At 51.8% G+C, this 21,820-nt stretch carries 23 protein-coding genes; 9 read left to right on the top strand and 14 right to left on the bottom strand.

All coding sequences use genetic code 11. The features are described 5' to 3' along the window. Positions 1 to 199: 199 nt before the first annotated feature. Positions 200 to 1,681: a helix-turn-helix domain-containing protein gene (locus AC4QZR_RS13250; RefSeq protein WP_494481346.1), complete on the bottom strand. Its 1,482-nt coding sequence runs from the start codon at positions 1,679 to 1,681 to the stop codon at positions 200 to 202. 152 nt (positions 1,682 to 1,833) lie between these two features. Here AC4QZR_RS13250 and aceB point away from each other — a divergent pair, with 152 nt between their 5' ends. Beyond that, positions 1,834 to 3,426, top strand: coding sequence for a malate synthase A (gene aceB / locus AC4QZR_RS13245; protein ID WP_494481345.1), 1,593 nt, complete (start codon positions 1,834 to 1,836; stop codon positions 3,424 to 3,426). A gap of 194 nt (positions 3,427 to 3,620) precedes the next feature. Further along, the gene (gene aceA / locus AC4QZR_RS13240; protein WP_494481344.1) at positions 3,621 to 4,901 is read left to right on the top strand and encodes an isocitrate lyase; all 1,281 of its coding nucleotides are present in this window, start codon (positions 3,621 to 3,623) and stop codon (positions 4,899 to 4,901) included. A gap of 95 nt (positions 4,902 to 4,996) precedes the next feature. On the opposite strand, the gene AC4QZR_RS13235 is transcribed toward aceA, so the two are convergent. From AC4QZR_RS13235 to AC4QZR_RS13225, 3 genes are all read right to left on the bottom strand, one after another. Further along, positions 4,997 to 6,046, bottom strand: a complete 1,050-nt coding sequence (locus AC4QZR_RS13235; protein ID WP_494481343.1) for a CNNM domain-containing protein — start codon at positions 6,044 to 6,046, stop codon at positions 4,997 to 4,999. An 80-nt stretch (positions 6,047 to 6,126) separates the two neighbouring features. Further along, on the bottom strand, positions 6,127 to 6,519 hold the full coding sequence (locus tag AC4QZR_RS13230) for a hypothetical protein (RefSeq protein ID WP_494481342.1): 393 nt from the start codon (positions 6,517 to 6,519) through the stop codon (positions 6,127 to 6,129). A gap of 110 nt (positions 6,520 to 6,629) precedes the next feature. Beyond that, entirely contained in the window at positions 6,630 to 8,060 is a 1,431-nt protein-coding gene (locus AC4QZR_RS13225; protein ID WP_494481341.1) for an aldehyde dehydrogenase, read from the bottom strand. Between the two features lie 301 nt (positions 8,061 to 8,361). Here AC4QZR_RS13225 and AC4QZR_RS13220 point away from each other — a divergent pair, with 301 nt between their 5' ends. Next, the gene (locus AC4QZR_RS13220; protein WP_494481340.1) at positions 8,362 to 9,222 is read left to right on the top strand and encodes a hydroxymethylglutaryl-CoA lyase; all 861 of its coding nucleotides are present in this window, start codon (positions 8,362 to 8,364) and stop codon (positions 9,220 to 9,222) included. Positions 9,223 to 9,224: 2 nt separating this feature from the next. Next, positions 9,225 to 9,965: a (Fe-S)-binding protein gene (locus AC4QZR_RS13215; protein ID WP_253406259.1), complete on the top strand. Its 741-nt coding sequence runs from the start codon at positions 9,225 to 9,227 to the stop codon at positions 9,963 to 9,965. 83 nt (positions 9,966 to 10,048) lie between these two features. On the opposite strand, the gene AC4QZR_RS13210 is transcribed toward AC4QZR_RS13215, so the two are convergent. Together AC4QZR_RS13210 and AC4QZR_RS13205 are read right to left on the bottom strand one after the other, a co-directional pair. Continuing rightward, positions 10,049 to 10,756, bottom strand: coding sequence for an outer membrane beta-barrel protein (locus tag AC4QZR_RS13210; protein WP_494481339.1), 708 nt, complete (start codon positions 10,754 to 10,756; stop codon positions 10,049 to 10,051). Positions 10,757 to 10,766: 10 nt separating this feature from the next. Continuing rightward, entirely contained in the window at positions 10,767 to 11,417 is a 651-nt protein-coding gene (locus AC4QZR_RS13205; protein WP_494481338.1) for an outer membrane beta-barrel protein, read from the bottom strand. 673 nt (positions 11,418 to 12,090) lie between these two features. Here AC4QZR_RS13205 and AC4QZR_RS13200 point away from each other — a divergent pair. The 5 genes from AC4QZR_RS13200 (at position 12,091) to AC4QZR_RS13180 (ending at position 15,522) form a co-directional block, all read left to right on the top strand. Continuing rightward, a complete protein-coding gene (locus tag AC4QZR_RS13200) occupies positions 12,091 to 12,855 on the top strand; it encodes a transporter (RefSeq protein WP_494481337.1) in 765 nt (254 codons plus the stop codon). Positions 12,856 to 12,870: 15 nt separating this feature from the next. Continuing rightward, positions 12,871 to 13,749, top strand: a complete 879-nt coding sequence (locus tag AC4QZR_RS13195) for a TIGR02587 family membrane protein (RefSeq protein WP_494481336.1) — start codon at positions 12,871 to 12,873, stop codon at positions 13,747 to 13,749. 8 nt (positions 13,750 to 13,757) lie between these two features. Next, the gene (locus AC4QZR_RS13190; RefSeq protein WP_494481335.1) at positions 13,758 to 14,192 is read left to right on the top strand and encodes a hypothetical protein; all 435 of its coding nucleotides are present in this window, start codon (positions 13,758 to 13,760) and stop codon (positions 14,190 to 14,192) included. A gap of 31 nt (positions 14,193 to 14,223) precedes the next feature. Next, positions 14,224 to 15,120: a cyanophycinase gene (locus tag AC4QZR_RS13185; protein WP_494481334.1), complete on the top strand. Its 897-nt coding sequence runs from the start codon at positions 14,224 to 14,226 to the stop codon at positions 15,118 to 15,120. A gap of 96 nt (positions 15,121 to 15,216) precedes the next feature. Continuing rightward, positions 15,217 to 15,522 (top strand): hypothetical protein, encoded by a 306-nt coding sequence (locus AC4QZR_RS13180; protein ID WP_494481333.1) that lies wholly within the window; start codon positions 15,217 to 15,219, stop codon positions 15,520 to 15,522. 39 nt (positions 15,523 to 15,561) lie between these two features. On the opposite strand, the gene AC4QZR_RS13175 is transcribed toward AC4QZR_RS13180, so the two are convergent. The 8 genes from AC4QZR_RS13175 to AC4QZR_RS13140 all read right to left on the bottom strand — a co-directional run bounded on the left by AC4QZR_RS13175 (position 15,562) and on the right by AC4QZR_RS13140 (position 21,696). Beyond that, on the bottom strand, positions 15,562 to 16,122 hold the full coding sequence (locus AC4QZR_RS13175) for a tetratricopeptide repeat protein (protein ID WP_494481332.1): 561 nt from the start codon (positions 16,120 to 16,122) through the stop codon (positions 15,562 to 15,564). 65 nt (positions 16,123 to 16,187) lie between these two features. Next, positions 16,188 to 16,571, bottom strand: coding sequence for a DUF3037 domain-containing protein (locus AC4QZR_RS13170; RefSeq protein ID WP_494481331.1), 384 nt, complete (start codon positions 16,569 to 16,571; stop codon positions 16,188 to 16,190). Continuing rightward, complete coding sequence (locus AC4QZR_RS13165; protein WP_494481330.1) at positions 16,549 to 17,349, bottom strand: HipA family kinase; 801 nt, start codon at positions 17,347 to 17,349, stop codon at positions 16,549 to 16,551. The genes AC4QZR_RS13170 and AC4QZR_RS13165 overlap by 23 nt, the downstream gene beginning before the upstream one ends. A gap of 55 nt (positions 17,350 to 17,404) precedes the next feature. Continuing rightward, complete coding sequence (locus tag AC4QZR_RS13160; RefSeq protein WP_494481329.1) at positions 17,405 to 17,839, bottom strand: hypothetical protein; 435 nt, start codon at positions 17,837 to 17,839, stop codon at positions 17,405 to 17,407. Positions 17,840 to 17,912: 73 nt separating this feature from the next. Continuing rightward, the gene (locus AC4QZR_RS13155) at positions 17,913 to 18,392 is read right to left on the bottom strand and encodes an META domain-containing protein (protein ID WP_494481328.1); all 480 of its coding nucleotides are present in this window, start codon (positions 18,390 to 18,392) and stop codon (positions 17,913 to 17,915) included. Between the two features lie 56 nt (positions 18,393 to 18,448). Continuing rightward, positions 18,449 to 19,339: a DMT family transporter gene (locus tag AC4QZR_RS13150; RefSeq protein WP_494481327.1), complete on the bottom strand. Its 891-nt coding sequence runs from the start codon at positions 19,337 to 19,339 to the stop codon at positions 18,449 to 18,451. A gap of 375 nt (positions 19,340 to 19,714) precedes the next feature. After that, the gene (locus tag AC4QZR_RS13145; RefSeq protein WP_494481326.1) at positions 19,715 to 20,059 is read right to left on the bottom strand and encodes a DUF779 domain-containing protein; all 345 of its coding nucleotides are present in this window, start codon (positions 20,057 to 20,059) and stop codon (positions 19,715 to 19,717) included. 77 nt (positions 20,060 to 20,136) lie between these two features. Next, a complete protein-coding gene (locus tag AC4QZR_RS13140) occupies positions 20,137 to 21,696 on the bottom strand; it encodes an aldehyde dehydrogenase family protein (RefSeq protein WP_494481325.1) in 1,560 nt (519 codons plus the stop codon). Positions 21,697 to 21,820: the final 124 nt, after the last annotated feature.

The raw sequence follows: 21,820 nt of genomic DNA, 5'->3' as shown, positions 1-21,820 counted from the left end.
CTACGAAGCTATACCGGCAAACAGGCAGCGGCGGAAATTCCCCTCCTTGGACAAGGAGGGGTAGGGGTGGTTGGACCCGGTATAGCAAAGGAACTGCATCAACTACGAAGCTATACCTGAGAACTGGCAGTGCGGAAAACTCCCCCTTCGAAGGGGGCAGGGGGATGTTAATCGTGCACATAGAACCATAAACTCTGCTTTACCCCTTCAACCCATCCAGCGTTTGCATCACCTTCTCCTGCCACAGCTGCTTCTCTAATATCACAGGCGGTGCGGCGCGTTCGAGACAGTCCAGGGCGGGACAGCGCTCACAGGTTTCGTTGACGTAGCGGTGCACAATGGCCGGGTCGTCGAGGAAGCGGACTTTGCGGCGGAGGTTCTCGTTAAGCAGCAGGCCGATACTGATCGTGCCTGTCAGGCTTTCGGTTGGTTGGGCCAGGGCGAGCACCAGGTACTCGTTGGTGATGTTGATATAGGAGGAGCGCTGTATACCTACCAGCGGCCGCTCAAGCCGACCCGTCCGTTTTTGTCTGTCCATTTCCTCGAAAAGCGTGAGTGAGATCCAGCGGCGGCAGTAGTGCTCGTTCAGGAAAGACGCGTGCGGGTTGTGCAGTCCTGAAAGGTGCAGCTCTTTGGTCAGTGAATAGTGGTCTGAGGCCACATCGTGATGAAAACGCAGAAAGAACAGCTGCTTGATGCTGAAAAAGCGCGGCAGGAGAGAGGTGAGCCGGTGCAGCAACGTCTCCGGTGAAGTGCTATAGTTTTCCATGAGCTGCAGTAATAAGTTTGGCTGCCAGGTAGGCTGCGCAAAAAACGTTTGCATGTCCTGCACCAGGCGGTCGCGGTTGAGCAGCAAGGCTCCCGCAAAATATGATGCCTTGAAGTTGTTAAGCACCTCTTCAAACGAGCCCACTTTTACCCAGGTAGAGGTGTGAGGGCGCGGTTTCAACTGCAGCACCTCAAAGCCAAGCTCGCGGGCTACCGCAAAAGCGCGCTGCTGCTCTGTCAGGTTCGGGTTGAGCAACAGCACAGGGGCCGCACCAGGTATGTGAATAGAACGAAGCGGAGCCAGCTCAGGGTGCTGATCAAAAGTATCTGTTGCTATTTTTATGTTAAATGAATTTTCCAGTATAGCTGCCAACTGCAAAAAAGTAGGGGTGGAGTCCGGGATGATGCCGTGCGCCTCCATAAAGTGCTCTACCTCCAATTCCAGGTCCTCGAAGTAATTGTCGTGCAACTCCTGGTAAGAGCGGAGGGCGGAGAAATAGAACTGCTCTACCCGCAGGTCAAATGCACGCGAGATTTCCAGCAGGGTGTTCACAAAGGCGCTCAGCTTGGCCGGCGCCGTCGCGAAAAGGTCCAGCAGGCGGCTGATGTCGAGCCCGAAATGCTCCAGCGGCAGTTCCGACAGAATGTTCGATTGGAGCAGTTCCCCCACCGGTTGAAGCCGCTTGCTCAGTTGCAGCGACACTAGGTAATCGTACGTTACACCCAATTCATCGGCAATCACGGCGATCTTGCTCGGTTTCGGGTGTTTTTTCCCTTTCTCTATTTCATTGAGGTACGACACCGATATACCTGTGCTCGTAGCAAGGTCAGTCAGCGAGATGTTCTTTTCTGATCTTAACTGTTTGATTTTCAGTCCTAGTATAAGCCGGATAACATCTTCCTGTAGCCTCATTTAAAATATTTTTCTTGGTATTTATGCTAATAAACGGGCTTTTGCGATTATTTCCTAAAAACGTAAATGAAATTATTAGCGAAAATTCGCCAAAATTGAAATGTTCGCGTATAGATGATAAATTTATAATCTATCACCTCAAGTTTATAGCTATGTTAGTAGAAAGCACAGCCCAAGTAAAAGGATCGCCTGTGAAAGGTATAGAGCAAGTGTTGACACCTGAAGCACTCGAATTTCTGGAAATGCTGCATGAGCGTTTCGAAAACAGAAGAGCGGAGCTTTTGAAAGCCAGAGCGGAGCGGCAGCAGCGCATCGATGCAGGCGAGTGCCCCGATTTTCTGGAGGATACCAAACCGGTTCGGGAAGGGGACTGGAAAGTGGGGGCTATACCTGCCGATCTGCAGATGCGCCGTGTGGAGATCACAGGTCCGGTGGATCGCAAAATGGTGATCAATGCACTTAACTCCGGGGCTGATGTGTTCATGGCTGACTTTGAGGATGCCAACTCGCCTACCTGGGAAAATGTGGTGGAGGGACAGCTCAACCTCTACGATGCCGTGCGCCGCACCATTACTTATCAGAATGGTAAGGTATACCAGTTGAAAGATACAGTGGCTTTGCTGAAAGTGCGTCCACGCGGCTGGCACCTGACGGAGAAGCACCTGGTAATCGGGGGCAAGCTGATCTCTGCCGCCTTATTTGACTTCGGACTCTTCTTCTTTCATAATGCCAAAGAGCTGATTGCCCGGGGTACAGGACCTTACTTCTACCTTCCCAAACTGGAAAGTCACCTGGAGGCCCGCTTGTGGAACGAGGTGTTTGTGGCCGCGCAGGAGACGCTGGCTATACCTGTGGGCACGATCAAAGCGACGGTGCTGATTGAAACCATCCTGGCGGCTTTCGAGATGGACGAGATCCTGTACGAACTGCGCGAACACATCGTCGGCCTGAATGCTGGCCGTTGGGACTACATCTTCAGCGCTATCAAGAAATTCCGCAACCAACCGGATGTCATTTTCCCGGATCGCACGGCCATCACCATGCAGGTGCCTTTTATGAAAGCGTATACCGATCTGCTCGTGCAGACCTGCCACAAGCGCGGCGCGCATGCCATGGGTGGTATGGCGGCCTTTATTCCGAATCGCCACGATCCTGCTGTGAACAAGACCGCTTTTGAGAAAGTGAAAGACGACAAGGATTTTGAGGCCAAAAATGGCTTTGACGGCACCTGGGTCGCCCATCCGGACCTGATCCCCGTGGCTAGGGAGGCATTTGACAAAGTGCTTGGTGAGAAACCGCACCAGAAGGAAGTGCTGCGCGAAGACGTGAAAGTGAAAGCAGACGACCTCCTCAACTTCAGGATAGAAGGGGGCCAGATCACAGAAGCAGGGCTGCGACTCAACATCAACGTAGGCATCCTGTACATCGGCAACTGGCTGTGCGGAACCGGCGCAGCAGCGATTCACAACCTGATGGAGGACGCCGCCACCGCCGAAATATCCCGCGCGCAGGTATGGCAATGGCTTCACCACCAGGATACCCGCACCGCAGAAGGCGAACCCATTACCGAGGTCCGTGTGCTGCAGCTGATCAAAGAAGAGACCGAGCATATCAAAGAGGAAGTGGGCCTGGCCATGTTCAAAAACTGCCATTTCGAACGCGCTTCCCAACTCTTCTCCGAGCTCGTGCTCTCTACCTGCTTCGTCGATTTCCTGACGCTACCGGCCTATAAGTATATCGACTAGAGTTAAGGAGTTCGATAGTTTAGGATTTGTAGAATCTAGATGGTAGATAATCAATAGCAACTGAATCGCTTTCCATTTTAAATTGAAAGTACTCAACTCAGAACCTGATATTCCTCAACTCCCAAACTCATTTAACTCCTCCACCCATTTATCTCTCAAACTCTTACTTCTCAAACTTCTAAACTCCTATAATTATGTCAAAGACCGAAAGAATTCAGGCAATCCAGCAAGACTGGCTGGTGAACCCACGTTGGGCAGGTATAAAAAGACCGTATACCGCCGACGAAGTTGTGAAACTGCAGGGCTCCGTTAAAATTGAGTATACACTGGCCCGCAATGGAGCAGAGAAACTGTGGTATAAGCTGCATAACGAAGACTATGTGGCCGGATTGGGCGCCATGACCGGCAACCAGGCGGTGCAGGAAGTGCAGGCTGGTCTCAATGCCATTTACCTGAGCGGCTGGCAGGTGGCCGCCGATGCCAACCTGGCCGGCCATATGTACCCCGACCAAAGTTTATACCCAGCCGACAGCGTACCGAAGGTGATCAAAAAGATCAATAACGCGCTACTACGTGCCGACCAGATCCAAAGCGTGACTGGCGAGGGAGAAGTAGATTGGTTGGTGCCGATCGTGGCTGATGCGGAGGCTGGTTTTGGTGGTAACCTGAATGCTTTTGAACTGATGAAGATGATGATCGAGGCCGGAGCCGCCGGCGTGCATTTCGAGGACCAGTTATCGAGCGCCAAAAAGTGCGGACACCTGGGCGGTAAAGTGCTGGTACCAACGCAGGAGGCTATCAACAAGCTGGTGGCAGCCCGACTCGCAGCTGATGTGATGGGCGTACCAACATTGCTTGTTGCCCGCACCGATGCCGACGCTGCCAACCTGATCACCAGCGATATCGATCAGCGCGATCATGAATTCATTATACCTGGCGAACGTACCAACGAGGGCTTTTACCGCGTGAATTGCGGCATCGAGCAAGGTATAGCCCGTGGCCTAGCCTACGCCCCTTATGCCGACCTGATCTGGATGGAAACCTCTACACCCGACCTGGAGCAGGCCCGCAGGTTTGCAGAAGCCATCCATGCAGAATTCCCGGGTAAGCTGCTGGCGTACAATTGCTCGCCGTCCTTTAACTGGGCTGCTAAATTAAGTGTGAAAGAAATGGAAACGTTCCGGGAAGAGTTAGCGAAGATGGGCTACAAATTCCAGTTCATCACACTGGCCGGCTTCCATGCACTCAATACCAGCATGTTTGAACTGGCCAAGGCCTACAAAGCCCGCGGCATGGCAGGCTACTCCGAGCTGCAGGAACGCGAGTTTGGTTTAGCGAAAGAAGGCTTTAAAGCCGTGAAGCACCAGTCTTTTGTCGGCACGGCCTACTTCGATGCTATTCAGAATACCGTCACCTCAGGCACTGCTTCCACTGCCGCGCTGGTGGGTTCTACCGAAGAAGAGCAGTTTCATTAAGCACTGACCGACCCCATAAAAAGAGAATTCCCCGCCATCGATCAGACAGCGGGGAATTCTCTTTTTGTAGGATCTGGAAGGTATAAGATGACCTTTTACTCCTGCTTGAACCCAATGCCTTTGGCGCGTTTTGCCCAGTTCTCGCGAGCCCATTTCTGCATGTCTTCCACGTTGTCCATCTCGTCCATGATTTCCATACCCAGCAGCGTCTCGATGATATCCTCCATGGTCACGATGCCCGCCGTGCCGCCGTACTCATCCACGACCAGCGCGATGTGGTTTTGCTCTTTGATGAGTCGGCTGAACAGCTCAGGTATAGGCATGTATTCTGTCACGACTTCTATGCTGCGCTTAATGCTTTTCAAGGGCAGGTGGCCCTGGTTGTCGATCAGTTTGGAGAGCACTTCATCCTTCAGTACATAGCCATCTGTGTCATCCAGACTACTTTGGTAAACCGGGATCCGGGAGAAGCGCAGGGTCTTCGCCTGCTTGAAAAAATCAACGATCAGCATGTCTTCCTGAGCACCGTACACAACAGTTCTCGGTGTCATCACATGGCGCACCAGAATCTTGTTAAAACGCAGCACATTGCGCAAAATCTGGGACTCGCCTCTCTTAAAAATGCCTTCCTTTATACCTATTTCCGCCATAGCCGAAAAGTCGGCGCGGCTCAGCACACTCTTGTCCTTGTCACGCTTCAGGCGTTTGGTAATGAACTGTGATAGTACAATGAGCGGATACAAAGGAGAATAGATCATGATGCGCAGCGTGTTCACCGTAAAGGGAGTCAGCTGCCTCCAGTAATTGGCGCCCAATGTTTTAGGTATAATCTCGGAGAGGATCAGGATGATGATCGTGAGGATAGCCGAAACCAGCGAAAGATACTCCTCGCCCCAGATAATCTGGGCCTGTGCTCCTACACCCGCTGCGCCGATGGTATGTGCAAAGGTGTTTACCGTTAGAATGGCCGCCAACGGACGGTCGACGTTGTCTTTGAATTCCTTCAGGTGCTTGCCTACCGTCGGGTTCTCCTGCGAGGTGATGCTTACGTGCGAGGGTGTTATGCTGAGCAAAGCTGCTTCAAGCAGAGAGCATAAGAATGAAAAAACAAGTGAGATAAGAAGGTAGAGGAATAGTAAACCCATGTAGGTGGATACGGTTTTGGTTAGTCTGTGACAATCCTAATCCTGGGACGTCAAAGATTAAGGCATCAAAGATACTGAAATTAGTGTACCACGCGTAGCACTGGCTCCTCGAGCGGCGTGCGGGTCTCCGGATCCACCGTAAAATAGCCGACCATACTCGGCCCATAGCCCAGATTCAGTTCCACAAATTTGTCCCGCTCAGGCAGCATGCCGATCACCTCCTGCTGCAGGGCCTTGTACTTCGTGAGCAGATCTTTCAGCTTCTGCTCTTTATCATTCAGCGAGTTCTGCGGTTGCTTATTCGTCAGATGCTGTTCCATCGTCTGCTCCGGGTCAAAGTCGGGCCGCATGCTTTGCAGCGACAGCAGTTCCACTTCTAGCAGCCGGATGTCACGCTCCACGTGCAGGTACTCTTTTACTTTTTCCTCCAGCGGAACGAGTGATTCATTCAGGTATTCTATCAGGTTTTCCATAGTGTTCTCAGGTATGTAAGGGTGTACAACTCCTATACGGCAATTGCTCCATATATTTTCATACGAGAGGCGCTATGGCACGGCTACATCAGGTATACCTATGGCTGGGCTTATAGCCATTTAAACACCTTTTTGACTAATGCCAGGCGATTGCCGTAGGGTGGGTAGCGCAGCGGGAGGTCAATCCATGTGCCGCGATGCACGACACTCTTCTGGTTAGAGAACAGCTCAAAACTGGCCTGCCCATGGTAACTGCCCACCCCACTTTCGCCTACTCCGCCAAAAGGAAGTTTGGGATTGATGAGGTGCGAGATGGTATCGTTGATGCAACCACCTCCAAAGTGCGCCTGCTCCAGTACTTGCTGCTGCTGCCATTTGTCAGATGAGAAGAAGTAAAGTGCAAGGGGCTTTTCCCGGGCGTTTATTTCCCGAATGGCCTCATCCAGATAGGTATAAGTGAGCACAGGCAGGATAGGTCCGAATATTTCGTCCTGCATAACCGAGTGTTGCCAGCTCACCTGGTCCAGCACAGTCGGAGCGATGAAGCGGCTTTCCGCATCATGTTGTCCACCTATCCGCACCACGCCGTCCTGCAGGTACTTGCTCAGGCGCTGGTAGTGCCGGTCGTTTATGATGCGGGCAAAGTCCGGACTGTGTCGGGGTGAGTCGCCATAAAACTCCTGAATGGCAAGCCGCAGCCGCTCCATCAACTCGTCCTTTACCTGTTCCTGCACCAGCAGGTAATCAGGGGCCACGCAGGTTTGGCCGGCGTTCATGAACTTTCCCCAGGCAATACGACGTGCTGCCAAGCCCAGGTCAGCATCTTCAGCCACGATCACAGGACTTTTGCCGCCCAACTCCAGCGTCACAGGCGTCAGGTGTTCAGCGGCAGCCTTCATCACGACGCGGCCCACCTGGGTGCTGCCCGTAAAAAAGATGTAGTCAAAGCGCTGCGCCAACAGGTGCTGCGTCGTGGACACGCCACCTTCCACCACGGCAACTAATTGGGGATCAAAAGTTTTGGCGATCAGGCGGGCAATAACTGCTGAGGTGGCAGGCGTGAGCTCGGATGGTTTGATGATGGCACAGTTGCCAGCCGCCAAGGCACCAATCAAGGGGTTTAGCACGAGTTGCAGCGGGTAGTTCCAGGGACCGATGATGAGGGCCACCCCATAAGGCTGCGAATAGATGTAGCTGCGGGCCGGGAAATTGAGCAGCGTTTCGCCGACTGCCTGTGGCCTAGCCCAGCGCACGATATTTTTGAGCACGAGCTGCAGCTCTTTTTCGACAAAGCCTATCTCGGTGGTAAATGTTTCAAAAGCCGGTTTCCGGAAGTCGGTGTACATGGCATCGATCAGTTCCTGCTCATGGCTGCGCAAGGCCTCCAGCAGTCGTCGGAGTTGCTCCCTCCGGAAACTGACATCTAAGGTATGGCCACTCGCAAAAAAGGCGCGCTGCTGTTGCAGCAGGCCGAGTACGTCTTGCGGGTCTGCTTCCCTGCCGGGGCTGACTCTGGTTACAAAGGTGTTTGTTACGTTCATAGCGGGTGAGGGCTTGGAGTATGGTTCCGGATTCAGATGCGAGCCATGCGGGTTTCTGAAATTATCTGTATTTAGCAAGCATAATATAGGAGAATAAGATCATATACAAAAATAATTATGCCTTTATCCTCCGCATGATGTATAAATAGGGGCTTACTATACCTGGCTGCGTTTCGGGTGGCTGCATAGGTGTTATACCATCAACCGTGCTGGCTGTATCAGGTATAAATTCTCGTGGTATTTCCCTACTCTGACCTATGCTTCTTTGTATCTTTGGCAAAACGACCAAAATCGCTTTTCTATGACAGACGATACCATAAAAATAATAGAGTGCCCCCGCGATGCCATGCAGGGCTTGCATGATTTTATACCTACGCAGACCAAAATTGACTACATCAACCAGCTGCTGCAGGTGGGCTTCGACACGATCGATTTCGGGAGCTTCGTGTCGACCAAAGCCATTCCGCAACTGGCCGACACCACCGACGTGCTGGCCGGGTTGGACCTGAGCAGCACCCGCTCTAAACTACTGGCCATCATTGCCAATGTGCGGGGCGCGGAAGAGGCGGCAACACACAAAGCGATCGATTACCTGGGCTTTCCGCTCTCGGTGTCAGAGACGTTTCAGCAGCGCAACACCAACAAGAGCATCGCCGAGGCCATGACACAACTGGCCCAGATCCAGGACATTTGCCTGCGCCAGGGCAAAACGCTCGTCACCTATATTTCCATGGGCTTTGGCAATCCGTACGGCGACCCCTGGGATGCGGCTACCGTCATTCGCTTTGTAGAAGAACTGGATAAGCTGGGTGTGAAGATCATTTCCCTCTCGGATACGATTGGCGTTTCCAATCCGGAAAATATCACCTACCTGTTCAGCGAACTGGTGCCCGCTTTCCCGCACATCGAATTTGGAGCGCACCTGCACACCACACCAACCAGCTGGCACGAGAAAGTGGAAGCTGCTTATGGGGCCGGCTGTCGACGGTTTGACGGGGCCATGCGCGGGTATGGCGGTTGCCCGATGGCCAAAGACGAACTGGTGGGCAACATGGCAACAGAAAATTTGGTCAGCTACTTCGAAAATAATGCCTTAAATTTGAAGCTCGACAAAGAGGCTTTTGCTGCTGCGCTGGCAGCTTCAGGCTCTGTTTTCTCCTGATTATGGCAAGAAGAACAATTGTAGATATTTTCATTCCCTGCTTTGTGGATCAGCTGCATCCCGAGACAGGTATGAGCATGGTGAAGGTACTTGAGGGCCTGGGCTGCGAAGTTAACTATAACCCAAACCAGACCTGCTGCGGACAGCCTGCTTTCAATGCTGGTTTTTTTGACGAGGCCCGCGAAGTAGCTAACAAGTTTCTCGACGATTTTTCGAATGAAACGTCGCATTACATTGTGGCGCCATCGGCAAGTTGCGTGGGTATGGTGCGCAATGCCTACCAGGACATTTTCGTGAAGTCATCCAAACTGGTGAAGTACCGCGCCATGCAGAAAAAGGTGTTCGAGCTGACGGAGTTTCTAACCGATGTGCTCAAGGTATCGCAGGTGCCGGGCGCCCGCCTCGACGGCAAAGCCACTTACCACGACTCCTGCAGCGCCCTGCGCGAATGCCACATCAAGGAAGGACCACGGGCGCTGCTACAAGGCGTGCACGGGCTGGAAATAATCGAGATGGAAGACACGGAAACCTGCTGCGGCTTTGGCGGCACCTTCGCCGTAAAGTTCGAAGCCATTTCGGTGGCGATGGCTGAGCAGAAAGTGGAAAATGCGTTGGCAACCGGCGCTGACTATATCATCTCGACCGACAGCAGTTGCCTGATGCACCTCAACGGCTACATCCAGAAAAACAAGAAGCCGATCAAAACTATGCACATTGCCGACGTGCTGGCGAGTGGCTGGTAAGGTATAAACTACAGGTATAGGTATAACACAGCGGCCTCACTCTGGAAAGGGTGAGGCCGCTGTGTTATACAGGTATAGGAAGTTTATTTTCCTAAAAAATAGGTCAGGCTAAAATTTAAGTGTAGGCTTGAAAAATCTAACTCCATTGTATTCGATATGTAGGCAGTTTCCCTGTGCTCCATATGGCTGTACATACTACTTTTATGCACTTCCTCGATGTCACGCCGGCTATACCTCAGTGCTCCCAAGTTGGCGGATATACCTACCTTGTCAGAAGGAAAAAAGGTGAGACCTGGCGATAGTGCGACGGAAAATTCAGAAGCTTTATCATAAGAGTCTCCCGACTGATACACCCTTAGCTGATCTCTGTTGGTAAAGAATCGCGTATTTTCAGTGTTACCAAGGCCAGCTGACAATGTTCCATGTACAGCTATTCGTTCTTTCAGGAACTTATGTTGTGTTGCATAAATGTTGAAACCCTTTCCATTACCCTCTGCGAAATCATCACCTCGATAATTCAGGTTAGTACTAAGACTTTCAGATTTTCTCCTGGTAAGGTATACGGAGGCTCCTATCTCTAGATTATCTTTTACAAAGAGCCCTATGGCGGGTGCTATGGTATAGGTATAGCCGTCTAAGTTATAGAAGTCCTTCCCATTGTGCTTATCAGGTTCTGCTTTTTGTTGGGTATAACCAAACCTTCCGGTGAGGGCCACGGTTCCTTTTGTAGTTTGTGCCTGTGCACCAAGGGTTATCAACGCTGTTGCACATAATATGGCTATTTTTTTCATGGTTGACTGGCTAGCGTGCAATGAAATACCCTACCCCGATGCTCACGCTACTCGGTGATAAATTAGCAGAGAATGTGTTGTAGGTAGTTGAATAGGTATGATAAGCATCTTCTTTTGGCTTATGTTTCCGTCTGGAGTAAGATAGGGAACCAAATGTAGCCGTAATGCCCAGCTTCGGTGTGGCAAAATAGGTAAGACCAGGGTAGATGCCTATGCCGAGATCAGTGGATGTGCCAGTTACTTTGGAGGATGAATCTTGGGAGTTTTTAGAGGTTTGATTGCCAAGACCAAAGGAGACGTAGCCTGTACCGTGCAACTGCAACTGCTCTGTAATGGCTACGTACTTCCGGACGTAGGGAAGTAAACTTATGTCGTTGAACCTGGTATAATTTTCCCCGTCATCCCATTTGTATCTGCTGGTGCTCCGGGAGAATCCTAAGCCCACTCCAAGTTCTAGCCCGTCGTTTAGAAAATATCCGACTGTAGGTCCCAGGTTAACGCTACGGGAGGAATACATTTCTCCAAATTCACTGTCAGTTACTTTCCTGTTTTCGTTTCTAAAGTTTACTGCTCCCTGAACAGAAACTGTACCTTGAGACGTTTGAGCATAAGCCCCGGCACCCAGTAATGCCAGCATGGCAGTGGTAAAGATTTTCTTCATGTTTGTTTTTTTAAGGTTAGGACACATGAAGCGCAATTAATGTGCCAGCATAGGAATATTAGAATATTTTAATGTAAAGGAGGGCTATAAACCGGTTGTTGTGACTGCGCGGCTTCTTATTGGCTGCGTAAAAACACGTAGGAGACAGGCTGAGAATACTGAAAATGCCTGTAAAACAACTAATTAGTAACTTTTAAGGTGACTTCCCCAAATCATTGGCGTATAAGAAATCAAAACACGGATAAGGCAGAGGAGCCCTTTGGTTTTAGGTTGGTTAGACCATGCGGGCTGACTCCTGGCGAGTACCCTGCCGAAACGAACGTTGTTTTTGAGATGATCGTGCGCTTGCCGCTATCTGGGGTGCGTTTAGCGGTTTGTGCATGTTTATGGGGGAGCCGGTATCTGTTATTTTTAATGCAGGCGGTTGGAACCGGCTCCCTTTTCCCCTCTTATAATTCCCCTTCAGTTTCAACTCATCATCCGGCTGGCTACCAGCTACTGTATTGTTTTACCAGACAGATCACAGGAATCCTATAAATTATCGGCCTTTGTTCATGCTTTGCGGTAATATACGGCCTCACTCCGTGCAAAGCGGTATTTGTGCCTTGTATAGCCTACCTGCAGCATCCTTTAGCGTATAAAGCGCAACAAACGCACCGAGGTGCACAAGGCAATGAAATCAACGAAAATGCTCATGCTGGTACTGCTGAGCTTTGTGTTCTGCATACCTATATTACCGGCGCAGGCGCAGGAGGAACTAAACGCTGACAGGCCTGACAATTCACAGGGACCCAGCGTGGTCTCACGAGGGTATGTACAGTTGGAGGCAGGTTATAACTATCAGAAGCTTACCTCTAGGATTAGGACCTATGCTTACCCCACGGCGCTGCTGCGCGTCGGCTTACTGGAGGGTGTTGAGCTGCGCCTGCAGGGTGCCGTCAAAGACTCTGTCATCGAGAACGGGACAAGGCGCCATGTCAAGGGGTGGGGACCGTTGAGTGTCGGAACCAGGGTACGGCTCTGGGAAGAAAGCGGCTGGCGCCCGGAGGCCGCCATAAGCGCCATGCTGGCGTTGCCCCTGGCCAGTGAGGTTTTCGAACCAGATAACGTAGAGCCTCAGTTCAATCTGGGCTTTAGCAACGCACTCACCGAAACAACGGACCTGACTTATAACCTGGGCTATGGCTGGACCGATGGCAACCCAGAGTCATCCTACGGTGCCAACATCACCCGGCAGTTTGTCGATAAGGTGTCGCTATACCTGGAGGTCTTTGGGAGCAAGGGCAAAGGCGAGCCGGCAGAGCACCAGGCCGATGCGGGGATTCTATACCTGCTGCTGCCCAATCTGCAGTTTGATGTGGCGGCAGGAAGACGGCTGAACAAGGTAGCGCCGCAGCATTTTATCACAACGGGTCTGGCCTTTCGCTTACCCCGTTAACGTCCGGTAGCAGGTATGGCAGATAAGAAGAATACAAGACCCGTCCGGAAATCGCTGCAGGAGTATGCCCGGGGTATAGCGGGAGGGCTATTGTTTAGCTTTCCTTTGCTCTATACCATGGAGGTATGGTGGGCCGGTTTTACAGCCTCGCCTGTACAGTTACTGATCATGGTGCTGGTCACCTACCTGCTATTGCTGGGGTATAACCGCTATGCAGGTATGCGACCGGGAGTTTCGTGGCGCAGCGTCTTCATCGACTCGGTGGAGGAGATGGGGCTAGGCATCGTGCTGGCCTTCGGAGTGCTGTTTGTGCTCAACCGCATTCAGTTAGGGGAGATGTCGATTGATGAGATCATGGGAAAGATCATTGTCGAGGCCATGGCCGTGTCCATCGGCGTATCGATTGGGACGGCGCAGCTCGGTGGCACGGAAGATGAGTCGGAAGAAGAAGAGGACGAGGTGCAGACAGAGGCAAAGGAAGCGGGCTGGCGCACCGGGCTTCGAAGCAAGGTCAGCCTGGTGGTGCTGGCGCTTTGCGGCAGCATCGTAGTGGGCGGTAATGTGGCCCCTACCGAGGAAGTCCTTGTGCTGGCAACCGGGGCAAGGCCGGTGCACATTTTATTGATGGCTGTGCTCTCACTTGCCATGAGTATGGTGGTGGTTTATTTCAGCGATTTCAAAGGGACTGGGGAACACCAGCAGGGGAATCTTGCCTTTGCCATTACCATGGACACCTGCCTGAGTTACCTGACAGCAGTGGCGGCCTCAGCATTTCTGCTTTGGTTTTTCGGACGCTTTCAGGGGGTTAGTTTTGAAGTATCATTTGCCCAATGCATTGTATTGGGTGTACTGTCCAGTTTAGGCGCTTCAGCAGGACGTCTGCTTATTAAGTAACCGAAAGAATGAAAGAAAAAGAAGCTATTGACAAGAAGCAAAAGGTAGACAGGGCTGGAGATGACGATGATAAAAATGGACTGGAGTGGACGGTGTTTGGCGTTAGCCTGGTGCTGGTGCTGGCTATACTGGCATACCTGAGCTATATGACCTATACCCACGAGCCGTCTTCGCCCGACCTGACCTTAGAGTATTATCACGATCCCTCGGCCAACGCGCCTCACCGCTACCGGGTGGTGGTGCATAACAGGGGAGGTGAAACCGCAGAGGAAGTGCAGGTGGAGCTCACAACCGAAAGCGGAGGAGAAGAAGTAGAAAGTGCAGAGTTGAGCATCGCCTTTTCACCGAAGGATTCGAAGCGGGAAGGTTGGGTGAATTTTAAGGAGGACCCGGCCAGCGCCGATACGCTGGTGGCACGTGTAGTGAGTTACAAAAGACCTTGATGAGTAAAAGCTATAAGAAAGGAGCAAAATAATGGCGAAGAAAAGAGTATCTGAACGACACAAGCAGCACAAGGAAGCCCCAATACCCAAAGGATGCTTACTGGCCATAGGAGGCCGTGAGGACAAAGGAAACAAGGAGCTGTCAGAAGAACAGAGTAAAAATGCAGACTTCGAAAGTGAGGAGATCATGAAGTACTTTGTCGACACCCTCAAAGGCAATGAGCCGATGGTGGCTGTAGTGCCAACAGCCTCAACCGAACCTGATGAAATCTCACAGGATTATATCAAAGAGTTTCACAAGCTGGGAGTGAAGCACGTAGAAGTCCTGGATATCCGCAACCGCATGGATGCGAGCAAGCCTGAATTCCTGGAGATGGTGGAGCGTGCGGCTGGCATCATGTTCACGGGGGGCGATCAGCTGCGGCTCACGGCCATACTGGGCGGGTCGCCGGTGCTGCAACTCATAAAGGAGCGCTATACCTACGACGAAGACTTTATCATAGCCGGCACCAGCGCAGGAGCTGCCGCCATGTCCACACCCATGATTTACGAAGGCGAAACGCAGGGTGGCTACATCAAAGGCGATGTGCGCATCACCACCGGGCTGGAGTTTCTCAAAAACGTGGCCATCGACACACACTTCATACAGCGCGGTCGCATCATTAGGGTGTCGCAGTGCATCGCCACCAACCCGGGTTGTATCGGCATCGGGCTTGAAGAGGACACGGCTATCTGCGTAACCAAAGGCTCTGAGATAAAAGTACTCGGCTCCGGTCTGGTAACAATCGTGGATGGCCTGGGCATTACGGAAACCAACATCTACGATATCAAAACAGGCGAACCCTTTTCGGTACGGGATATGAAAGTGCACCTGCTGGCGGCAGGCGAAACCTATACCTTGCCCACCTACCACCAGTTACATATTTAAGCAGTAAATGATTGTAAGTGCTTGAACAGACTCTCGCTTATATCAAAAATACAGGGCGTGTACTGGGCGATTACCGGTATATGGCCGCTTGTGCACATGCCCAGTTTTATTTGGGTGACCGGCCCGAAGGATGACTTGTGGCTGGTACGCACAGTCGGGGTACTGATCACGGTAATCGGGCTGTTACTGTTGGCGGCAGGTATAAAAAGACGGGTAACACCTGAGATCAAATGGCTGGGTATAGGCGGTGCCGCCGGGCTTGGGTTTATCGATGTGTACTACAGTCTGAACGATGTGATCCGGAACGTATACCTGCTCGATGCCGTCGGAGAACTGCTGCTGATCCTGCTCTGGCTTTGGGCCGGGAAGCGGGGGCTCGTAACATCAACAAGCAAACACTAGGGCCAACTGGAATAGTAATTTGTATTTAGAATAAGGTTTCTACTCCTTAAAATAGACGGTATACGTCTGCAGGGTGTCCTGCGTCAGCGCCTGCGCTTTCACACGATCTGCTTCCGCTTCTTTTTCCTGCCCCAGCTTATACCTTGCGGCGCCACGACCGTAAAGCGCGTCGTAATAGAAGCTTTCACTTTTGGCTGCAGGTATAATCGCATTGTAATCTTCCAGCGCCTCTTCATACCTGCCTAACTCCAGGCGCATTTCGGCGCGGTGGTATAAAAAGCCAAGATCATCTGGGTATACCTCCAGCGCTTCGTCCAGGGTTTCCTCGGCCTGGGCAAAATTCTTGTCGTAGCGGTAGCTCCAGTAGAGCAGGTCGTAGGTCTGGCGGTCGCCGTGGCCCTGGTCTATCAGGGAATTGAAGAAATAGCTGGCTTCCTTGAACGCGTTTGGGTTACCCATGATGCCTTCCTCCAGCTTCGACTCCGCATTCTTTCGCATCTTTTTGGTACTCGCAAAAAAGTAAGGATCCGAGAGAATCAGGACCACAAACACGATAGCGCAGATGGTCAGGACGATGGTGATGATGCGGGAGATGTTCATAAGGTGCCGTCTGGTCTGTGCGAATATAACGAAAAGCGGAGCAAGTTGAGTTGCAGCTAAAGTGTCTATAACACCAGATCGCGGTGCAGTTTATCCAGCGTCTCAACAGGGTCGAGGCAAAGGCCGGGGTGCACAGCAGAAGTCTGCACGATGGTGCTGCGGTTGGCCGTGAGCCAGCGGAAACGGGAGGCCGTACCCAGCTGACCAATCGACCCGCCTTCGCGTCGGCCGGCGCACACTTTCTCGAAAGCCTGCAGACGTGCTCGTAGCTCCTCCATATCCAGTTCGCCGTACACGGCCCGTAGGCGCGCCTCGTTTAAGGTATAGCGAATCTGCAAAAAGCCACGGGAATTGCAGAGCAGGATGACGCCCACATTCACAAACTCCTCCCGCTCCACCCGCGGCACCACCCGAATCACGGCGTACTCAAATAAGTGTCTTTCTTGCATCTTGGGCGGCTTTCACAAATATGTCTGATTGGGCTAATCTGATCTCGAAGAAGCGGGCATAGGCCTGGCGGTGTTCCTCAGCTGTCTCAAACGGCGACTCTACACCGGTCAGCCACTCGTCAGGTATAAGCGCGAGGATCTCCTGTATGCGGGCGGTCGTCAGTGTTACGCGACCGGCTTTGTCCGCTGCCTCTAGTTCGCTGGCATGGGGCAAGAGTACATGGTCCTTGATCATGGCAAACGGGCGATTGGCCTGCTCTTCCCAGTTGTCCCAGGAGTGGTGGAAGAAGAGGGAAGCGCCATGGTCAATCAGCCAGAGTTCCTTCTTCCACATGAGCATGTTGGTGTTCCGGGCGGTGCGGTCCACGTTGGTTACCAGGGCATCGAGCCACACGATGCGGGAAGCCAGGTCGGTATCGATGGTCGTGACCACGGGGTCGAAGGTGATGGCGCCCTGCAGGTAGTGCGAGCCCAGGTTGAGGCCTTCGCTGGCGCGGAGCAGGTCCTGTATCTCCTCGTCTGGTTCAGTGCGACCAAAAGCTTCGTCGAGGTGCATGAACACGATCTCGGGAATCTGGAAGCCCAGTGTCCGGGCAATTTCCCCCACGATCAGTTCGGCAATCAGGACTTTGATGCCCTGGCCCGCGCCCCTAAACTTCAGGACGTACAGAAACTCGTCATCGGCCTCCACAATGGCGGGTAGGGACCCTCCTTCGCGTAAAGGCGTGATGTAGCGGATAACGTTTACGGTCCGGATCTCCGGTGATCTGTGATTCATAGGTGCAACTTACGAAATTTCTAAAGCTCCGGCCAGGTATAGCGGCAGCCGATTGCTAGATGCTGGTAGGTTCAGGCAAGTTTAACCGCCGTGAAAGCAGGTATGCTATATAAGCCATCGGCAGGTAGGCTACCGTCAGGTCCAGCGCCGTGAACCAGACAGGGGAGGGGAGCATGAATACACTGGCTATACCTCCGGCCAGGAAAAAGACACCGACGGCCATGGCAAACTTAAACTTATGCGTAGCTGCGATTGTGGCGGCCAGAAAAGCACCGGTCAGCGTACCTAGTGCGTGTGCAAGAAAGGGAAACAGGAAGTGCTTTGGCTCAAACAGATGCATGGTTGCCTGCAGGCCCTCTGTGGTGGTGACATCAACCCCGTTTGGCGGCGGAATAATAGTTCCACTGACCGAAATCAGGACCATGTTAATAATGCTGCCGACTACGATGCCTGCCACAACAGCCAGGATATTACGAAGGATGAGGTGCATAGAGGGTGTAATCTTTTAGTTTTAAAAAGATAGCAATTTTTACATGCTTGAGAAGCAAGGTATAGCCGGAACGTTAGCGCAGGTATACGGCATGGAACACGGCCAGTGGTGCCCGACGGCCCACGTTCAGCATTAGCGTGTCGCCCTGCAAGGTATAGTTGTCGGCCAACTCAAATACCTTCAGAAATTCCCTTTCCTTCTCCACACCCGCACAGTACATTCTGGTCGTTGCTATCCTGGAAAATCGGATCCGGCTGCCTTCGGAGAGGGAATAGGTACCGTTAAAGACATTACATCCCCCGTTTCCGGTTAGCTTATTGCCCTCCGTATGGAGCACAAAATGTGCTTCGGTTTGCTGCTCTTCGGACATGGTAACGGGTTGGCCCTCCAACTCTACCAGTTTCCAGCGTTTTTCGGTAATGGTTTGATCGTGCTGCTCCATACCTGTAGTAGGGGTAGCGCTGCTATCGGCAGTCTGGTCAGCGTTTTTGGCTGTGTTGCATCCGCTCAGGGTTAGAGCAAAAATGGAGGCGAGAATAAGGTATTTCTTCATAGTATAAATTGATGTAACGTTTTTTTGATTTGATGCATACCTGCAGAAACAGAAGCCTATACCTGTCTGTACCGACCCAGGATTCTACGCAGTGAGATGTCGCCGGCATAAAACGTGACCCCGATGCCGGACAAAAGGATCAGGCCACCGGCTACCATCCGCAGCGTAATTTGCTCGTCCAGGAACAACCAGGCCAGAAACGAGGCCAGCAGTGCTTGGCTAAGCAGGCTGAGGGAGACGCGGGTGGCGCGCATGTGCTGCGTGGCATAGCTCAGGAGGAGCCAGGCCACCAGTTGGCACAGGATACCCTGCACAAACAGCACCAGCCAGCCCATCTCCGAAAAGCCGCTGAAAGGCTCGTTCAGTAAATAGGAGACCACAGCCAGAAAAACAGAGGAGGAGAGCAGGTTGATCGTCATGAACGAAAGGACCGACATGCGTTCGAGCACATGTTTGCTCAGCAGGATGTATATCGCATAAAAAATGCCGGACAGCACACCAAGCATAAAGGCCAAGTCGAATCGCAGCTCCAGGAAAAACTCATATCCCACCAGCACCACCATACCCATCAGGGCAATCACCGTTCCGATCCAGAAGTTACGCGCCGGCTTGTTCTCCAGAAACAGGTAGGAGCCCACACCCACCCACACCGGGGCCAGGTTGGTGAGCAGAGAGGCCTGTGTTGCTGTGGACTGTTGGATAGCGATGTTCCAGACGGCCACATCCGATGCGAAAAAGATACCCGACAGCACGGCCAGCAACAGGATCGGAGTGGGCGGTATGTGGAGGCGCCTGGTCAGCAGCACAAAGGGCAGCAGTAGCGCGGCCGCAATAGCCATCCGGTAGAAGGCCGATATCAGGCCCGGTGTGAAGTTTAGCTTTACCAACACCGGAAAAATGGAGATGCATATAATGCCGATGAGCAGGGCAAGGCGCGGTTTAGTCATGTATATAGGCGTGGAACTTCATGCAAAAGTATACAATTGCGCGCAGCCTCAGCTAGTCAACGCTTTATTCTTGCTAAGGTCACAATGTTTCCAAGTCAAGTCTAAGGTATAGATTGTACGGGTTACTTGTTAGCAGCTTTAAACTTAATCATACATGTAATATTACCACTGGACTTTCGCCTTTTCATATCAGGTGGCCAATTCTTCGGCTGCTGCCAGCCTCAAAAGATACTATTGCCTTGATGTGCATAAGCAAAAAGATCCCGTTAGCTTTTCGCCTACGGGCTCTTTTCAGGTATGCTGTCTTGGGGTTCCTACTCCACAAAATCTGCGTGAAAGCTATTTTAATTTGTATAGCCTATAGGTTGGACTAGACTAAGCGACATCTTCCTTCGCAATGAGCGCGTGGGTTGTTATACTAAACGCCATACCCAGCACAGTTTCCAGCGAGAAGCCGCCGCCCATACCGGGTGCCGCATCCAACAGCAGTTGGGAGTGCTCGTAGTAGTTGTGCTGCTCTTCCGACAGATAGAATTCAGAGCCCTCCACCTCGCCGATCAGCACGTCGCGGGAGCCCGTTTTAAATTCGCCTTTCTCGTAGCACATGGGCTGCGAGCCTTCGCAGCAACCGCCACTCATGTAAAACATCAGCTCACCGTAGCGTTCTTTCAGTTGGCTGATCACGTCTTTTGCTTTATCTGTTACTAGTATCTTTTCCATATTTCAATTTGTTAAACTATCAAAAAAAATCACCTGAGGAAGCCCCAGGTGATTTCAGGATAATGACAAACTTTAGCTTAAAAGAAACCTTGCTTCTTCTTATCATAAGATATCAGCATGTTCTTGGTCTGGCGGTAATGGTCGAGCATCATCTTGTGGTTCTCTCTGCCGTAACCCGACTGCTTGTAGCCACCAAACGGAGCGTGTGCCGGATAGGTATGGTATTGGTTCACCCAGACACGGCCAGCCTGTATGGCTCTCGGTACCTGGTACATTTCGTGTGCATCGCGCGTCCAGACGCCGGCGCCCAGTCCATAAATGGTATCGTTAGCAATCTCAATGGCTTCTTCGGTTGTTTTAAAAGTGGTCAGAGATACCACCGGTCCAAAGATCTCTTCCTGGAACACGCGCATTTTGTTGTGGCCCTTCAGGATGGTGGGCTGGATGTAATAACCATCAGCCAATTCACCCTCGAGCTTTTGTGGTTCGCCACCCAGCAGTACTTCGGCTCCTTCTTCCTTACCAATCTTGATGTAGTTCAGGATCTTGTCGTACTGCGGCTTCGATGCCTGCGCACCGATCATTGTCTCACCGTCCAGCGGGTTACCGGCTTTAATAGCTTTCACACGTTCAATTACGCGGGCTGTAAAGGCGTCGGCTATACTTTCGTGCACCAGGATGCGGGTTGGAGCGGAGCAGATCTCACCTTGATTCAGAGCAAAGAACGCGGCTCCTTCCAGGGCTTTGTCAAAGAACTCGTCGTCGGCATCCATCACGGATGGGAAGAAGATGTTCGGTGATTTACCACCTAGTTCCATTGTAGAAGGAATGATGTTTTCGGAAGCGTACTGCATGATCAGTTTACCTGTTGCCGTGGAGCCGGTAAACGCAAGCTTGCTGATCCTTGGGGAAGTACCCAGCGCTTTACCCACTTCTGCTCCAAAACCGTTTACTACGTTCAGCACGCCGGCTGGTAGTACGTCAGTGAGCAACTCCACCAAGGCCAAAATACTCGTTGGAGTCTGCTCCGCTGGCTTTAGGACAATCGTGTTTCCGGCTGCCAAGGCAGGGGCTATTTTCCAGGCGGCCATCAGCAGCGGGAAGTTCCAGGGAATGATCTGCCCTACCACTCCAATCGGCTCGTGCAATACAATGCTCACCGTGTTTTCGTCGTGCTCCGAAATGCCACCTTCCTCTGCGCGGATCACGCCGGCAAAATAACGGAAGTGATCGACTACGAGCGGAAGGTCTGCCGCGCGTGTCTCGCGAATCGGTTTCCCATTGTCGATGGTGTCGACTGTAGCCAGGTACTCCAGGTTGTCTTCAATGGTCTGGGCTACCCGAAGCAGTATGTTACTGCGATCTTTGGCTGATGTCTTGCTCCATATTGGGAAGGCCTTGTGTGCCGCGTCCAGCGCCAGCTCCACGTCCTCTTTGGTAGAACGGGCGGCTTGCGCAAAGACCTTTCCGTTGATAGGTGAAATGTTATCGAAATATTCTCCCTTTACTGGTGGGACAAATTGCCCACCGATAAAGTTATCGCGTGGTAGCTCTTTACCTTTTAGCTGTGGGAATTTATATAGTTTCTTCTCTGCTTTTCCGTTACCTATAATAGGTTCTAATACTGTTATGCTCATAATTTTATATCTTTAAAAGTGATTGTATATATTTTAATGCGGCATGCCACTGTCTCTGCATCTGTTACAAATTTACAACAATATCAGGCGCAGGGGGTAGTACAGACTTCCCATAAGGTAGGAC

It is taken from the genome of Pontibacter sp. YIM B11418 (genome assembly GCF_059278805.1).
The sequence above is the reverse complement of the archived record's forward strand: the minus strand, read 5'-3'. Positions and strand labels throughout refer to the sequence as shown.

Excerpts from the sequence above, each read along its gene's own strand:
- aceA (WP_494481344.1), top strand. The coding sequence starts at position 3,621 with ATGTCAAAGACCGAAAGAATTCAGGCAATCCAGCAAGACTGGCTGGTG.
- AC4QZR_RS13180 (WP_494481333.1), top strand. The coding sequence starts at position 15,217 with ATGCCCAGTTTTATTTGGGTGACCGGCCCGAAGGATGACTTGTGGCTG.
- AC4QZR_RS13250 (WP_494481346.1), bottom strand. The coding sequence starts at position 1,681 with ATGAGGCTACAGGAAGATGTTATCCGGCTTATACTAGGACTGAAAATC.
- AC4QZR_RS13145 (WP_494481326.1), bottom strand. The coding sequence starts at position 20,059 with ATGGAAAAGATACTAGTAACAGATAAAGCAAAAGACGTGATCAGCCAA.
- AC4QZR_RS13185 (WP_494481334.1), top strand. The coding sequence starts at position 14,224 with ATGGCGAAGAAAAGAGTATCTGAACGACACAAGCAGCACAAGGAAGCC.
- AC4QZR_RS13170 (WP_494481331.1), bottom strand. The coding sequence starts at position 16,571 with ATGCAAGAAAGACACTTATTTGAGTACGCCGTGATTCGGGTGGTGCCG.
- AC4QZR_RS13200 (WP_494481337.1), top strand. The coding sequence starts at position 12,091 with ATGAAATCAACGAAAATGCTCATGCTGGTACTGCTGAGCTTTGTGTTC.
- aceB (WP_494481345.1), top strand. The coding sequence starts at position 1,834 with ATGTTAGTAGAAAGCACAGCCCAAGTAAAAGGATCGCCTGTGAAAGGT.
- AC4QZR_RS13225 (WP_494481341.1), bottom strand. The coding sequence starts at position 8,060 with ATGAACGTAACAAACACCTTTGTAACCAGAGTCAGCCCCGGCAGGGAA.
- AC4QZR_RS13205 (WP_494481338.1), bottom strand. The coding sequence starts at position 11,417 with ATGAAGAAAATCTTTACCACTGCCATGCTGGCATTACTGGGTGCCGGG.
- AC4QZR_RS13220 (WP_494481340.1), top strand. The coding sequence starts at position 8,362 with ATGACAGACGATACCATAAAAATAATAGAGTGCCCCCGCGATGCCATG.
- AC4QZR_RS13215 (WP_253406259.1), top strand. The coding sequence starts at position 9,225 with ATGGCAAGAAGAACAATTGTAGATATTTTCATTCCCTGCTTTGTGGAT.
- AC4QZR_RS13150 (WP_494481327.1), bottom strand. The coding sequence starts at position 19,339 with ATGACTAAACCGCGCCTTGCCCTGCTCATCGGCATTATATGCATCTCC.
- AC4QZR_RS13210 (WP_494481339.1), bottom strand. The coding sequence starts at position 10,756 with ATGAAAAAAATAGCCATATTATGTGCAACAGCGTTGATAACCCTTGGT.
- AC4QZR_RS13230 (WP_494481342.1), bottom strand. The coding sequence starts at position 6,519 with ATGGAAAACCTGATAGAATACCTGAATGAATCACTCGTTCCGCTGGAG.
- AC4QZR_RS13140 (WP_494481325.1), bottom strand. The coding sequence starts at position 21,696 with ATGAGCATAACAGTATTAGAACCTATTATAGGTAACGGAAAAGCAGAG.
- AC4QZR_RS13160 (WP_494481329.1), bottom strand. The coding sequence starts at position 17,839 with ATGCACCTCATCCTTCGTAATATCCTGGCTGTTGTGGCAGGCATCGTA.
- AC4QZR_RS13190 (WP_494481335.1), top strand. The coding sequence starts at position 13,758 with ATGAAAGAAAAAGAAGCTATTGACAAGAAGCAAAAGGTAGACAGGGCT.
- AC4QZR_RS13155 (WP_494481328.1), bottom strand. The coding sequence starts at position 18,392 with ATGAAGAAATACCTTATTCTCGCCTCCATTTTTGCTCTAACCCTGAGC.
- AC4QZR_RS13235 (WP_494481343.1), bottom strand. The coding sequence starts at position 6,046 with ATGGGTTTACTATTCCTCTACCTTCTTATCTCACTTGTTTTTTCATTC.
- AC4QZR_RS13175 (WP_494481332.1), bottom strand. The coding sequence starts at position 16,122 with ATGAACATCTCCCGCATCATCACCATCGTCCTGACCATCTGCGCTATC.
- AC4QZR_RS13165 (WP_494481330.1), bottom strand. The coding sequence starts at position 17,349 with ATGAATCACAGATCACCGGAGATCCGGACCGTAAACGTTATCCGCTAC.
- AC4QZR_RS13195 (WP_494481336.1), top strand. The coding sequence starts at position 12,871 with ATGGCAGATAAGAAGAATACAAGACCCGTCCGGAAATCGCTGCAGGAG.